General features: G+C 33.4%; 11 protein-coding genes. 5 read left to right on the forward strand and 6 right to left on the reverse strand.

All coding sequences use genetic code 11. The annotated features are described in order from the left end of the window. Nucleotides 1–105 precede the first annotated feature (105 nt). The 3 genes from ACFOZ1_RS13130 to ACFOZ1_RS13140 are packed head-to-tail and all read right to left on the reverse strand — an operon-like array spanning nt 106 to nt 2,740. Nucleotides 106–1,167, reverse strand: a complete 1,062-nt coding sequence (locus ACFOZ1_RS13130; RefSeq protein ID WP_390199986.1) for an ABC transporter substrate-binding protein — start codon at nt 1,165–1,167, stop codon at nt 106–108. A 2-nt stretch (nt 1,168–1,169) separates the two neighbouring features. Further along, complete coding sequence (locus ACFOZ1_RS13135; RefSeq protein ID WP_390199988.1) at nt 1,170–1,949, reverse strand: ABC transporter ATP-binding protein; 780 nt, start codon at nt 1,947–1,949, stop codon at nt 1,170–1,172. A 20-nt stretch (nt 1,950–1,969) separates the two neighbouring features. Further along, nucleotides 1,970–2,740: an ABC transporter permease gene (locus tag ACFOZ1_RS13140; RefSeq protein WP_390199990.1), complete on the reverse strand. Its 771-nt coding sequence runs from the start codon at nt 2,738–2,740 to the stop codon at nt 1,970–1,972. Nucleotides 2,741–3,012: 272 nt separating this feature from the next. On the opposite strand from ACFOZ1_RS13140, the gene ACFOZ1_RS13145 reads away from it, so the two are divergent. Continuing rightward, entirely contained in the window at nt 3,013–4,422 is a 1,410-nt protein-coding gene (locus tag ACFOZ1_RS13145) for a family 43 glycosylhydrolase (RefSeq protein ID WP_390199992.1), read from the forward strand. 86 nt (nt 4,423–4,508) lie between these two features. On the opposite strand, the gene ACFOZ1_RS13150 is transcribed toward ACFOZ1_RS13145, so the two are convergent. The 3 genes from ACFOZ1_RS13150 to ppc form a co-directional block, all read right to left on the reverse strand. Next, the gene (locus ACFOZ1_RS13150; RefSeq protein WP_390199993.1) at nt 4,509–5,456 is read right to left on the reverse strand and encodes a ribose-phosphate diphosphokinase; all 948 of its coding nucleotides are present in this window, start codon (nt 5,454–5,456) and stop codon (nt 4,509–4,511) included. 298 nt (nt 5,457–5,754) lie between these two features. Continuing rightward, the gene (locus tag ACFOZ1_RS13155) at nt 5,755–6,042 is read right to left on the reverse strand and encodes a spore morphogenesis/germination protein YwcE (protein ID WP_390199994.1); all 288 of its coding nucleotides are present in this window, start codon (nt 6,040–6,042) and stop codon (nt 5,755–5,757) included. Nucleotides 6,043–6,339: 297 nt separating this feature from the next. Continuing rightward, a complete protein-coding gene (gene ppc / locus ACFOZ1_RS13160; protein WP_390199996.1) occupies nt 6,340–9,096 on the reverse strand; it encodes a phosphoenolpyruvate carboxylase in 2,757 nt (918 codons plus the stop codon). A 369-nt stretch (nt 9,097–9,465) separates the two neighbouring features. Between ppc and ACFOZ1_RS13165 the strand changes: the two genes are divergently transcribed. The 4 genes from ACFOZ1_RS13165 to ACFOZ1_RS13180 all read left to right on the forward strand — a co-directional run bounded on the left by ACFOZ1_RS13165 (nt 9,466) and on the right by ACFOZ1_RS13180 (nt 14,421). After that, nucleotides 9,466–10,008 carry a glycerol-3-phosphate responsive antiterminator gene (locus tag ACFOZ1_RS13165; RefSeq protein WP_390199997.1) on the forward strand — a complete coding sequence of 181 codons (543 nt, stop codon included), beginning with the start codon at nt 9,466–9,468 and terminating at the stop codon, nt 10,006–10,008. A gap of 263 nt (nt 10,009–10,271) precedes the next feature. Further along, complete coding sequence (locus ACFOZ1_RS13170; RefSeq protein ID WP_390199998.1) at nt 10,272–11,066, forward strand: MIP/aquaporin family protein; 795 nt, start codon at nt 10,272–10,274, stop codon at nt 11,064–11,066. Between the two features lie 163 nt (nt 11,067–11,229). Beyond that, nucleotides 11,230–12,720, forward strand: a complete 1,491-nt coding sequence (glpK, locus tag ACFOZ1_RS13175) for a glycerol kinase GlpK (RefSeq protein WP_390200000.1) — start codon at nt 11,230–11,232, stop codon at nt 12,718–12,720. Nucleotides 12,721–12,771: 51 nt separating this feature from the next. Next, nucleotides 12,772–14,421: a glycerol-3-phosphate dehydrogenase/oxidase gene (locus ACFOZ1_RS13180; protein WP_390200002.1), complete on the forward strand. Its 1,650-nt coding sequence runs from the start codon at nt 12,772–12,774 to the stop codon at nt 14,419–14,421. Nucleotides 14,422–14,458: the final 37 nt, after the last annotated feature.

A 14,458-nucleotide genomic window follows, 5' to 3' on the forward strand; every position in this document is an offset into this window, starting at 1 on the left:
TATGAAAACAAATGCTTATCTGTATAAGATTAGTATACCAAATATAGGGATTAAATCCAACTGTATTAGTAGGGATATGAATAATTTTTACTTTTTTTATTCATGCTATTCTTCATATGTTCCAATAATTTCAATAGCTTCTTCTACTAAGGACATGTCAATAATTTGATCAAAATCTAATTCTCCTACAATTGCACCGTTGTCTTTATAGAATTGATATTGCTTTTCGACATCCTCTTCAAAAATATGACCATTAGGATTAAGTCCTGTTACTCCAACTTCTTTCCATAGTTCGGTATCTTTTAATGCGGTATGATTTGCCATTATTGAAATCACTTCTCCATCATCATCGATTCCTTTAATAAATACATCATGATAGTCTCGTACACCTTGTAAATAAGCAGCCATAAAGCGTAATGCGACATCTCGTCTCTCTGTTAAAAATTTAGGTGAACCGAGTACCATTGCTATTTGTGCTTCTGGTGCATAATCTGTTGCATCTAAAAAACGTTGATGAATCGATTGATTTTCACCTTGTGTAATTAATGGTTCAATTTGTAATGCAAGATCAATTTGTTTATTGCCCATTGCTGCCATCATATTACCAAAATCACTCATCAATACAAATTCTACCTCATCTGTAGAAATACCGGCATGTTTTAACATTTCATTATAAATATAATGATCAACAGCATTTTCAGTTGAAACTGCAATTTTTTTACCTTTAATATCTTCATAATTAACAATCGTATCTTGTAAATCTTCTCTCACCACAAATGTGAAATAGGAGCTACCAACATTGTTATGGCCTTTATCTGCAATAAATCGCACATCAATTCCTTGTGCAATCGAGTTAAAAAAAGATGCAGAAGAGATTCCACCAGCCACATCTACTTCTCCTGAAGCTACTGCTGGAAGCATTTCATCGCTATTTCCAAAAGTTGCAAATTCCACTTCGATATTATATTTTTCAAAATAACCTTTATCTTTAGCGATATAAAAACCAGCACCTGATGCAGAACCATCTTCTGCAATGACTACTTTGGCTTTTTCGGGTAAAGGAGCAAGTGGGTCTTCACTATTTGTCTCCGTATTTGTAGATTTGTTACAGGCAACTAACAATAGAATGAAACCAATACTTAAGAACAGGATAATTCTTTTTTTCATCATTAATCCTCCAATAATTTCGAATGATTTACTTCACTTTGTAAATGTTCCCATACATCTAAAAATGTTCTTGTCATATTTGGATCTGATCTTACTTTTTCAATAGTTCGAGGCCTAGTTATTTCTATTGGTATATCTTTTGCAATCGTTCCTGGTTGTGAGCTCATTAGAAGAATGCGATCGCTTAGTAATAATGCTTCATCAATACTATGTGTAATAAATAGTACTGTTTTATTTGTTTCTTGCCAGATTTGGAGTAATTCTTCTTGTAAGATAAACTTATTTTGTTCATCTAATGCAGCAAATGGTTCATCCATTAATAATATCTCTGGATCATTGGCAAAAGCGCGTGCAATACTTACACGTTGTTTCATTCCACCAGATAATTCCTTAGGATATAAATACTTAAACTTAGTTAACCCAACTTTATCTAAATAATAAGCTGTTCGTTCTTTTACAATTGCAGATTGAATATTTCTCATTTTTAATCCAAAAGCTACATTTTCTTCCACTGTAAGCCATGGAAAAATACCGTTCTCTTGAAATACCATAGATTGTATCGGCTTGTCACCATTTGTATTTGGTAGGGAAACATGGCCTGATGAAGGTGTGTCTAGATCGGCTAAAATACGTAACAATGTAGTTTTTCCACAACCACTAGGACCTAATAAACAAACAAATTCTCCTTTTTGAATAGTTAAATTGATATCCTTTAATGCTTCAATCGACTTATTTCGCTTTGAAAATTGTTTTGATAGATTTTCTATAACAATTGTTGACAATGTAATCCCTCATTTCTACATTATTTCCAGGGTAATAATTTCTTTTCTAATGAACGCAGTAATAGCGAAAAGAAGTAACCAAAGAACGAAATAAGTATTAATCCAACATACATTTGTGGTAATAAAAATGCTTTATAATTCATCCAAATTAGGTAACCAATTCCTGAAGTAGCACCAATCATTTCTGCTGCAACAATGGTTAATAAAGCAATCGCTTGCCCCATTTGTATCCCTTCTAGCATGACAGGTAGAGCACCAGGTAAGGCGATTTTCATAAAGAAATCTTTGGCGTTTGCTTGATAATTCTTAGCAACATCAATATAAATCTTGTCAATATTAGCAACACCTGCGGCAGTATTAATCACAACAGGAAAAAAGACACTAATTGCAATTGTAACCATTTTAGAGAATTCACCAATGCCGAATAGAATTAAAATAATTGGAAGCATTGCTAATGTAGGAATGGGCATAAAAATCATAATGATTGGCGAGAAAAATTGCCTGAATTGTTTATACATCCCCATGATAAGACCGATACATATTGCAGGAATTACCCCTAGTAAAAACCCAAATAAAATACGCAATAGACTTATGAACACATGTGAGAACAATTCTCCTGTTTCCCCAAGATGGAACATTGTTTGAATAATGAGTGTAGGTGGTGGAAAAAATCTGCTATCAAGAATGCCTGATTGAGAACAAAATTCCCATATTATTAGCAATAATAAAGGAGAAGATATTGTGATGAGATTAGGGAATTTTACCTTTTTAAATAAACTTATTTTATGCATAGTTCTTCTTCCTTTCTTCCATAACATTTTATGATTTCGCCCAAAGATGTGTGCGTTAGAACTTTGATCGATTGGATGAATCAATAGCTTGTAACATATCTTGATTTTTTTAAAGATAAACTTAGAAGATATTATCTTTTTTTGTTCTAAAAAGTATGGTAAATTCTTTAGAAATCTTAGCTAATGTGAAAAATTATTGCGATTATTTAACGATATATTAAAATGTAAGAAATCGCTTACATTATTTTAGTTAGAGAGGAGAAGATTTTTGAATGAGAAATCAAGCGTATAACCCTTATTTACCATCATGGGAATACATTCCTGATGGTGAACCATATGTATTCGGAGATAGAGTCTATGTGTATGGTTCACATGATCGATTTAATGGACATGGGTATTGTTTAAATGATTATGTGTGTTGGTCAGCAAACATTAATGATTTAAGCGAATGGCGATATGAAGGAGTCATTTATAAAAAAGCAGATGATCCCATCAATCCAGATGAAGCGATGTGTTTATATGCTCCAGATGTCACGATTGGTCCTGATGGTAGATATTATTTATATTATGTATTGGATAAAGTACCAATCGTTTCCGTAGCAGTATGTGATACACCTGCAGGGAGATATGAATTTTACGGATATGTAAAAGATATGCATGGAAATCGATTAGGGGAAAGAAAAGGTGATGAGCCTCAATTTGATCCAGGTGTCTTAACAGAAGGAGAGAAAACATACTTATATACAGGATTTTGTGCGAGAGGAGATAAGACAAGAAGTGGTGCGATGGTAACAGTCCTTGGTTCTGATATGTTAACAATTATAGAGGATACAGTCACTGTTTTACCGAGTGAGCCTTATAGTGAAGGTACAGGGTTTGAAGGACATGAATTTTTTGAAGCACCATCCATTAGAAAAGTAGGAGACATGTACTATTTAATCTATTCGTCTATTGTGATGCATGAATTATGTTATGCTACGAGTAAATATCCAACAAAAGGTTTTGAGTATCAAGGTGTGATTGTGAGCAATAATGACTTGCATGTGGATACATACAAACCGAAAAATAAACCGATGTATTATGGTGGAAACAATCATGGAAGCATCGTACAAATCAATCATAAGTATTATATATTCTATCATCGTCATACAAATGGTTCGAATTTTAGTAGACAAGGATGTATAGAGAAAATAAACATAGAGGAGAATGGATTTATTCCACAAGTTGAGATTACATCCTCTGGTGCAAATAATGGACCATTAATTGGTTATGGAGAGTACCCTACATATATTGCATGTCATTTATTTCATCAAGATGAAGCGATGTATACAGGAGATTTATGGATGGATAGTCAATTTCCTAAAATTACGCAAGATGGAAAAGATGGTGATCATGAAGAAGGCTATATCATGAATATGACTAATAGTGCAACTGTTGGATTTAAATACTTTACTTTTAAAGATATTCACCATATATCAATCAAAGTAAGGGGGTATTGTAAAGGCGCTTTTCAAGTAAAGACGAGTTGGGATGGAGAGATACTTGGTGAAATACCTGTCGACTTTTCTACAGTTTGGACAGAATATAGCGAGAACATTATATTGCCAAATGGGGTTCATGCACTTTACTTCACATATGTAGGGAGTGGGAGAGCAAGTTTTCAATCATTTAGCTTAGAATAATAAAGTAGAAGTTTTACTTTATGTGTATAAAAGAAAGACTCGTTCCTAAGAAAATTATTAGGAATAGTCTTTCTTTTTCTGTCAATTTAATATAAAGAGCTGATCGATTGTTGCTCATATAAGCGTACAATGGCATCTGCGACAACTGGTGCAACAGTTAATTGAGTAATGATATCTAGTTGTTTGTTTTCAGATAATGGAATCGTATTTGTCACAATTAATTCTTTTAAGTTTGACTCTTGTATTTTTTCTATCGCATTTCCTGAAAGTACAGGGTGTGTAGTACAAGCATAAATTTCTTTCGCACCATGTAATAATAACACTTCTGCACTTGTAGTGATTCTTCTACCTGTATCAATAATGTCATCAATAATGATAGCTGTTTTGTCATTTACATCACCAACAATATTAATTTGGGAGGCATTATCACGAGGACCTCTTCGATCAATAATAGCGATAGGTGCTTTTAATTGATCTGCAAGTTGTCGTGCTCTAGATACACTACTATGATCAGGTGCAACGACTACAATATTTTCAAATTGTTTATCAAGTAAATAATTTCCGATTAATGGTACTGCGGTAATTGGATCTACTGGAATGTCAAAAAAGCCTTGTGCCTGTGGTGCATGAAGATCGATAGAAATCACACGATCTGCACCAGCTTTTTCTAGTAAATCTGCAATTAACTTCGCAGTGATTGGTTCACGAGCTCTTGATTTACGATCTTGTCTAGCATAGCCATAATACGGAATGACTAAGTTAACAGATTGAGCAGAAGCTCTTTTTAAAGCATCTGTCATAATGAGTAATTCCATTAAATTGTCTTCCACAGAATCACATGTTGATTGGATCACATACACGTCGCAACCTCGAATACTTTCTTCAATATTTATTTGAATCTCACCATCACTAAACCTTCTGACAGTAGTTCTCCCTAATTCAATACCAATATGTTGAACAATTTCCTCAGCTAATGGCAGATTAGAGCTAAGAGAAAAAACCTTAAGTTTCGTATTTTGATATGTATCACTCAAGCAGAAGCCCTCCTAAATTTTTAATGTGTAAATATAGATTTGTACAAATTTTACTCATAAAAAAATAATTTTAAATGTTACCGTAATCCATTTTCTCCTCTATATTATCGCAAAAATAATAGGAGGAGACAAGCTTTGACAAAATATTATGTGCGGTTTTGCTTTGTAGAGAATTTTGTACAAATTTGTAGAGAATTTTGTACAAATAGAAAACGAACTATTTCCATGTAACAGAGAAATAGTTCGTTATATTATAGTGATTTCGTTTTCTAACATTAGCTTTAGAGAAAATTGATGTTTAAGCTTCTGAAAGTGTACGTACATATCCTTGATTATATTTAACAGATTTTCTTAATTCCAATAAGATAATTGTAAATGCTATATGCCCATATACTAAATTAGCAATGAATAGTAACCATAAATAATTCTCTGATGGGGAGATACCAACCATCATATGCTTAGTAAATACAAACCATGCGCCAATAACGAAAGGAATTTGAATTAACGCAGTTTTCTTCCATTTATCACCCCAAAGAATGAATGGAGTAAAACTAAATATAAGTAAAAAGATCAATAAAATACTCATTAAAATCACCTCATAAGTTTGGTTGTTTGTAAGTGGTTACATTTAGTATAACATATTGTTCATAAATTTGTAACAATTTGTTCAAAAAAAAGACACAAAAAAATGAAGCGAGATTGAGATTGTTTTGCGTTTGTAAGGAAACAGACAAAAGTGCATAGTAAAAACCCATTACAATTGATGTAATGGGTTTTTGTAGTATAAATGAATAAAACTTAGTACGTTAAAATCATCTATCAACATAGAAGACTTGCCTCATTAAGGTAAGTCAATTTTACTTGTTCACTTTTGATTATGAAATCAACCTGTATTACGTAGTCCTGCAGCAACACCATTAATCGTAAGCAATGCTTCCATTAATAATTCCTCGTGTTTTGGACTTCCTTCTTCTTCATTACGTAACTGAGAAATTAATAATACTTGCAAGTGATTTAATGGGTCTACTAATGGATTACGTAAACGAACAGATTCTTTAATATTTGGTTTATGATCTAATAATTCTTCTTGACCTGTAATGTTAAGCACAATTTCTTTTGTTAAATGATATTCTTCTTCCATTTGTTTAAAGATACGCTCTGCAACTTCTTTATCTTCAGCCATATTCGCATACTCTCTAGCAGTTTTTAAATCTGCTTTTGTTAATGCCATTTGCAGATTGTTAATTGTTGCTTCAAAGAATGGCCAGTGTTTGTACATGTTTTGGAATACTTCTAAATTACCAGTTTCATCGATATATTGTTTGAAACCTGTTCCAGCAGCAAACCAAGCAGGTAATAATTGACGTGATTGTGTCCATGCAAATACCCATGGGATAGCACGTAAGTCTTCAAATCGGTTACTTCCTTTACGCTTCATTGGACGTGAACCGATATTTAAGTCACCTAATTCATGTAATGGTGTAGCTTCATTAAAGTACTTAATAAAACCAGGATCTTCAAATACTAATGATTGGTATTTCTTCAATGCATATTCAGAAATTACGGACATAATATCTTCTTCTTCTGTTGTTGGTTCAATTCCTTGACCCTCACGATCATTAATACCAACAATTGCGGTCATTAGCGTAGAAGTTGCTTGTTCTAGACTACGATAAGCAATATCATCAACTAAATAGCGAGAAGATAATACTTCTCCTTGTTCTGTAATTTTTACACCGTCACCTAGTGTGATAGGTGGTTGTGACAATAAGCTTGAATAAAGCGGGCCACCACCACGGCCTAATGAACCACCACGACCATGGAAATATTTTAATTTCACACTGTAACTTGACGCGATATCATGAATTTTTTGTTGAGCTTTGTATAACTCCCAGTTTGCAGTAATATTACCGCCGTCTTTACTACTATCAGAGTAACCAAGCATGACTTCCTGTAAATCGCCACGAGCTTCTAAATGTTTACGATATAAAGGAATATCAAATAATTGTTTAATCATTTCTGGGCCATTTTTTAGATCGTCAATTGTTTCTAATAAAGGTGCCACATGGATACGGCTTACTACTTTACCATCAGGATATACACGATAAAGTCCAGCTTCTTTTGCAAGAACTAATACTTCTAATAAATCACTTACAGCATTAGTCATACTAATTAAGTACACTTCAATTGCTCTTAATCCGAATGTATCTTGCGCACGTTTAATCATTCGGAATGTATCAATGATTTCAAGTGTTTCAGGTGTAAATTCATCATAAATAGAAATCATTGGACGTGGATTTTCTAGTATTTGAATTAACGTTTTCACTTTTTCTTCTTCTGATAAAGATGCATAATCGTCATTTATATTTACTTTTTTCAGTACTTCAGTTAATGCAGATTCATGCTCACCACTATGATTTCTTACATCAAGTGAAGCTAAATGGAATCCAAATAAGTCTACTTGTCTAATTACTTTACGTAGTAATTTAACTGGATTACTATGTGGATGATGTTCTTGCATGCTTTCACGAATGATATTCAAATCTTCAAGTAATTCTTCTGATTTACTGTATCCTCTTTCATCATCTTGTGCAGTTAATTCTAATTTCTTTAACATTAAGGAAAGTTTTACTCTATACACTTCATCTTCTTTATGCCAACCATTTTCGTTTAATTGCTTACGGTCTTTTTCAATAGACTGACGTAATTGCTCACTTACATTTACAATTTTATCAGAATGGCTAAGTCTATCTTTTAATGTATCTAATGATTCATTGTATTTTTTCAATACAAGTTCACGGTGACGTTGTAATGTTTCAAATGTAGTTGTTGCTTTTACATTTGGATTTCCATCACGGTCTCCACCAATCCATGATCCAAATCTCAAGAATGAAGGAATATTCCATCTTTGGTTATATTTTTCGTATAATAAGTCTTCTAAATCATCATGAATTCGTGGCAATACATCAAATAGTACACGATCAAAATAATAAAGACCATTTGAAACTTCTTTCATTACAGAAGGTTTATTTTGTCTAATTTCTTGTGTTTGCCATAATATTGTAATTTCATTTGCGATTCGCTCTTTAATCATTTTTTTAGAATAACGTGTCACAGCGTAATCCCATGATGTTAATAAATTTGCAATACGTTTATGTATTTGCAAGATAGTACGTCTTGTCGCTTCGGTTGGGTGTGCTGTCATAATTAATTCTAAAGACAGTTTTCCAAGTAATTCTGTGATTTGCTCTGGTGATACATTATTATCTACTAGTTTTTTCACACCATCTTCAAGTGAACCTGGTTGGATAATATCTGCACCTTGTGCTTGGTATTCACGGCGTCTTCTTGTACGATAATTTTGCTCTGCAATATTTAGTAAATGTAAATGAATTGAAAATGCACGAATCACATTTTGGCGAATACTTGGCTCTAATTTATTAATAAGTTCTTTAATTTGCTTTTGTGTCTCATCATTTTCTTTTTCTCTCACATCTTTTGTTAATTCACGGATTTCTTTCACGATACTTAACAAAGGTTCTCCACCTTCATGAAGTAATACGTCATCTAATATTTTTGTAAGATAATTCACGTCTTGCAATAAGGAAACTTTTGATTTTTCGTCAGAAATTGCTCCCATTCATTCCACTTCCTTTCGAAAATAATTTTTTTGATTGTTATGGATGAATCCATATAAAAAATAAAATAAGGTCTAGCATAAAATCAAAGAAGTTATGCACATAATGGTTGGAGTTGGAAAGAGGATTATGCCTCACTCAAAAAATGAGAAGAAGTTAGTAAAAAAAGGACACATACACTATATTAACACGTTTTTGTCGAAATGAATAATATTTTAACTTATTTTTTCGGAATTGTCTGAATTCCACATTTTTTTGAAACACTAGTTAATTGGTATATAATAATATATTAAACTGACTTTTTTATTTGTTTTTTGTATAAAATAAAAGCAATATAAACCTAATTACAATTTAAGTAAAGGGGATAAAAAATGGAGCTTAAAGGTGTTTTACCAGCAATAAGGAAAATGAAAGACTTCGAAAAAGTATTAGAAAGTGATTTGAAACATGTGATTTTTCTAGATACGAGAATTTCACAACTTTATCGCTTAGTTAGATTAGCTAAACAAGCGAATAAGCAAATTTTAATACATGCAGATCTAATTAGTGGATTAAAAGTAGATCAATATGGAATGGAATATTTAATAAGAGAAGTGAAAGTAGATGGCGTCATTTCTACAAGGAATAGTGTTGTTTCTTTAGCGAAAAAAAATAACATTATTGCTATCCAACGATTATTTGCACTAGATAGTTTAGCATTACAAAATAACATAAAACTTGTGAAACAATCTAAGCCAGATTATATTGAAGTATTGCCAGGAATCATTCCGTCTGTAATTAATGAAGTAGCTGTTGCAACAGAAGTACCAATTATTGCTGGAGGGTTAATAAGAAATAGAGATCAAATAGATGAAGCACTAGCGAGTGGGGCGGTAGCGATTACGACATCTAATAATGAACTTTGGCAAGTGTGATATGTTTCATAAAGAATAAATAGAACAAAAATTGAAATACTTTTTGTATAAAATATTTATTTAGTAATTGACAGCGCTTTACATTTGCGATATGTTAAATGTAACAAGTTAACTAATGTGTCGGAGCCAAGGAGTCCACACTGCAATTTTCGTACTTTCCTAGGAAAAAGTATGTCTATTGTCAGTGTGGACTTTTTTGTTTTGACATTGCACGTGCATCTCTTGTTACTGTTAGGTCAATACTAATTAAGGGGTGGATGAATGTGTCAGAGTTTATTGCTGAACTTATAGGTACAATGATTCTTATTATTTTTGGTGGTGGCGTCGTTGGTGGTGTTGTATTAAAAAAGACAAAATCTGAAGGCGCTGGATGGGTTGTTATTACAATTGGATGGGGACTAGCGGTAACGATGGGGATTTATGCGGTTGGAAGTATTTCAGGTGCGCATATTAATCCCGCAGTTACTCTTTCTTTTGCTATGATCGGTGAATTCTCATGGAGTAAAGTACCGATGTACATTAGTGCACAAATGTTAGGTGCTTTCATTGGAGCTGTGATTGTATTTTTGCAATATTTACCTCATTGGAGAGAAACAGAAGATAAAGGCGCTAAATTAGCTGTTTTTTCAACAGATCCAGCAATAAAAAGTCCGTTTTCTAACTTATTAAGTGAAATGATTGGTACATTTGTTTTAATAATGGGCTTGTTATTTATTGGTGCAAATGACTTCACGGATGGATTAAATCCAGCCATTGTAGGTTTATTAATCGTTGCGATAGGTATGTCGCTAGGTGGTACAACGGGATACGCGATTAACCCTGCACGTGATTTAGGTCCAAGAATTGCACATGCAATATTACCTATAATTGGAAAGGGGGAGTCTAATTGGGGATATGCAATTATTCCTGTGTTAGGCCCAATTATTGGGGGGATATACGGTGCTGTCTTTTACGATGCTATTTTTACTTCAAATATATCTATCGCTTTTTGGGTGATGAGTGCAATCGTATTACTGATTATCATCATGGCAACAAGTAAAGAATTAAAGAAACATTAATGTTAAAAATATATAACAAAGTGGTATATATAAGAAAAGGTTATTGATTCTTGGTTTTCAAAAGGAAATTAGCCTGTAATCAAACTATTAACTAGAAACGTTTAATATGGGATTAAATCATAAGTCAACAATATCTATTTTATATTATGGGAGGAATAAGTTTATGGAAAAATACATTTTATCAATTGATCAGGGGACAACAAGTTCAAGAGCAATTATTTTTAATCATAAAGGAGATATTGTCAATGTTGCACAAAAAGAATTTGAACAATTCTTTCCGAAATCAGGATGGGTGGAACATGACGCGAATGAAATTTGGACATCTGTTTTAGCATGTATTTCTGAAGTGTTTCGTAAAGCGGATATTTCTCCAAAACAAATTGCAGGTATCGGTATAACGAATCAACGCGAAACGGCAGTGGTCTGGGATAAAAATACCCAAAAGCCGATTTATAAAGCAATTGTATGGCAATCACGACAAACAGAAGGAATTTGTCGCGAGCTTAGAGAACAAGGATATACAGATACATTCCGAAACAAAACAGGATTATTAATTGATGCTTACTTCTCTGGAACGAAAGTAAAGTGGATTCTTGATAATGTAGAGGGCGCAAGAGAGAAAGCTAATAATGATGAACTATTATTTGGAACAATAGATACATGGTTAATTTATAAGCTTTCTGGTGGGAAAGTACATGTGACAGATTATTCTAATGCTTCACGTACTTTAATGTATAACATTTACGATTTACATTGGGATGAGGAGTTATTAGAAATATTAGATGTACCGAAAAGTATGTTACCTGAAGTAAAGTCCTCTTCAGAAATTTATGGTGAAACAGTCGATTATCATTTCTTTGGTCAACGTGTACCAATTGCCGGTGCAGCAGGAGATCAACAAGCAGCATTGTTCGGGCAAGCGTGTTTCGAAAAAGGTATGGTGAAGAATACGTATGGAACTGGTTGCTTTATGTTAATGCATACAGGTGAAGAACCGGTAAAATCAGATCATGGATTATTAACTACTTTAGCGTGTGGTGTGGACGGTAAAGTAGAATATGCGCTTGAAGGAAGCATTTTTGTAGCAGGTTCTGCTGTACAGTGGTTAAGAGATGGATTAAGAATGTTTAGAAATGCAAATGAAACGGAAAGATATGCTGATAGAGTCGAATCTGCTGATGGTGTTTACCTTGTTCCAGCATTTGTTGGATTAGGTACACCATACTGGGACAGTGATGCAAGAGGTGCGATGTTTGGCTTAACACGTGCTACAACAAAAGAACACTTTATTCGTGCAACACTAGAATCTATTGCATATCAAACAAAAGATGTACTTGGTGCAATGGTAGAAGATTCAAATATCGATGTGAAGTCATTGCGTGTAGATGGTGGAGCTGTGGCGAATAACTTCTTAATGCAATTTCAGAGTGATATTTTAGATGTACCAGTAGAGAGACCTGAAGTGATTGAAACAACAGCATTAGGTGCAGCATATTTAGCAGGGTTGGCTGTAGGATATTGGGAAAGTAGAGATGAAATTACTAACAGATGGAAAGTAGATAAACAATTCACTAGTGAAATGAACGAAGAGACGAGAACTATATTATATAAAGGCTGGAAAAAAGCTGTAGAAGCTACACGTGTATTTAAATAAGTAAATAGAGAAAACAACATATTGTAACCAACAAAAGAAAGGACGAAATCTATGACATTCTCAAGTTTAACTAGACAAGAAACATACCAACAAATGAAGCAAGCACCACTTGATTTAATTATTATTGGTGGAGGTATTACAGGAGCAGGAATCGCACTAGATGCTGTTTTAAGAGGATTGAATGTTGCTCTTGTGGAAATGCAAGATTTCGCTGCAGGGACATCTAGTCGATCAACGAAGCTCGTGCATGGTGGATTACGTTATTTAAAACAATTCGAAGTGAAAATGGTAGCTGAAGTTGGAAAAGAACGAGAAATTGTATATGAAAATGGTCCACACGTGACAACACCTGAATGGATGATGTTACCTTTCTATAAAGGAGGAACATTTGGTCCATTCTCCACAAATATTGGTTTACGTGTATATGATTTTCTTGCAGGTGTGAAAAAATCTGAAAGAAGAAAAATGTTTAATAATGAAGAAGCAGTTAGAAGAGAACCACTTCTCAAAAGTGACGGATTAAAAGGTGCAGGATATTATGTAGAATACAAAACAGATGATGCGCGCCTGACGATGGAAGTAATGAAGAAGGCAATTGAAAAAGGTGCTTTAGCATTAAACTATGCGAAGGTTACTGATTTAGTTTATGACAATAATCATGTTGTCGGTGTAAAAGTAGAAGATCAAATAACAAATGAGGAGCACGTCCTCAAAGCAAAACATATTATAAATGCCAGTGGTCCATGGGTAGATACATTGCGTGAAAAAGACAATTCAAAAAAAGGTAAAACATTACAACTGACAAAAGGAATTCATTTAGTATTTGATCAGTCAACATTTCCATTACAACAAGCAATATACTTTGATACACCAGACGGACGTATGGTCTTTGCTATTCCTCGAGAAGGTAAGACATATGTAGGTACAACAGATACAGTATATAAAGGGGATATTGCTCACCCGACAATGACAGTACAAGATCGCGATTATGTGCTTAAAGCAATTGATTTCATGTTTCCAAACCTAAATATTACCATTGATGATATTGAATCAAGTTGGGCTGGTTTAAGACCATTAATTCATGAAGAAGGTAAAGACCCTTCAGAAATATCAAGAAAAGATGAAATTTTTGAATCGGATTCCGGACTTATTTCTATTGCTGGTGGTAAATTAACAGGTTACCGTAAGATGGCAGAAGATGTGGTGAATTATGTTGCTGATAAAATGATTAAAGAAGAACAAAAAGTATTTTATCCTAGTGATACGAAACATTTACCGGTTTCCGGTGGAGATGTCGGTGGCTCCAAAGGATTTGCAGTGTTTAAACAAGAGCAAATAGAAAAAGGTGTGGCTTTAGGTCTTACTGAAAAAGAAGCGAGTGGACTTGTTCAACGATATGGTTCAAACGTTAAGAAAGTGTATGAAATTTATGAAGAATTAGATATGCAATCAAGTGAACTTTCTAAGTTAACAGAAGCTATACTTTTATACAGTATTAAATATGAGGCAACAGTGAAACCAGTGGATTTCTTTGTAAGAAGAACTGGTGCGTTATTCTTCAATATTAACTGGGTAAAGGAAGAAAAAGAGCATGTGATAGCGAGAATGCAAGAAATATTCTCATGGTCTAATGAACAGAAAGAAAGCTATACCAAAGAATTAGATCAATTGTTATATGAAGCGGTACATCCAGTAGAGTGAAGTAGATATGTATGTAAAGAGATCGTAGAGTAGAAAT

It is taken from the genome of Gracilibacillus marinus, assembly GCF_042651725.1.
In the GTDB taxonomy this organism is placed as follows: domain Bacteria; phylum Bacillota; class Bacilli; order Bacillales; family Amphibacillaceae; genus Gracilibacillus; species Gracilibacillus marinus.

Bases quoted from the DNA above. Each gene is read 5' to 3' on its own strand.
- ACFOZ1_RS13130 (WP_390199986.1), bottom strand. From the start codon at position 1,167: ATGAAAAAAAGAATTATCCTGTTCTTAAGTATTGGTTTCATTCTATTG.
- ppc (WP_390199996.1), bottom strand. From the start codon at position 9,096: ATGGGAGCAATTTCTGACGAAAAATCAAAAGTTTCCTTATTGCAAGAC.
- glpK (WP_390200000.1), top strand. From the start codon at position 11,230: ATGGAAAAATACATTTTATCAATTGATCAGGGGACAACAAGTTCAAGA.
- ACFOZ1_RS13165 (WP_390199997.1), top strand. From the start codon at position 9,466: ATGGAGCTTAAAGGTGTTTTACCAGCAATAAGGAAAATGAAAGACTTC.
- ACFOZ1_RS13155 (WP_390199994.1), bottom strand. From the start codon at position 6,042: ATGAGTATTTTATTGATCTTTTTACTTATATTTAGTTTTACTCCATTC.
- ACFOZ1_RS13140 (WP_390199990.1), bottom strand. From the start codon at position 2,740: ATGCATAAAATAAGTTTATTTAAAAAGGTAAAATTCCCTAATCTCATC.
- ACFOZ1_RS13180 (WP_390200002.1), top strand. From the start codon at position 12,772: ATGACATTCTCAAGTTTAACTAGACAAGAAACATACCAACAAATGAAG.
- ACFOZ1_RS13145 (WP_390199992.1), top strand. From the start codon at position 3,013: ATGAGAAATCAAGCGTATAACCCTTATTTACCATCATGGGAATACATT.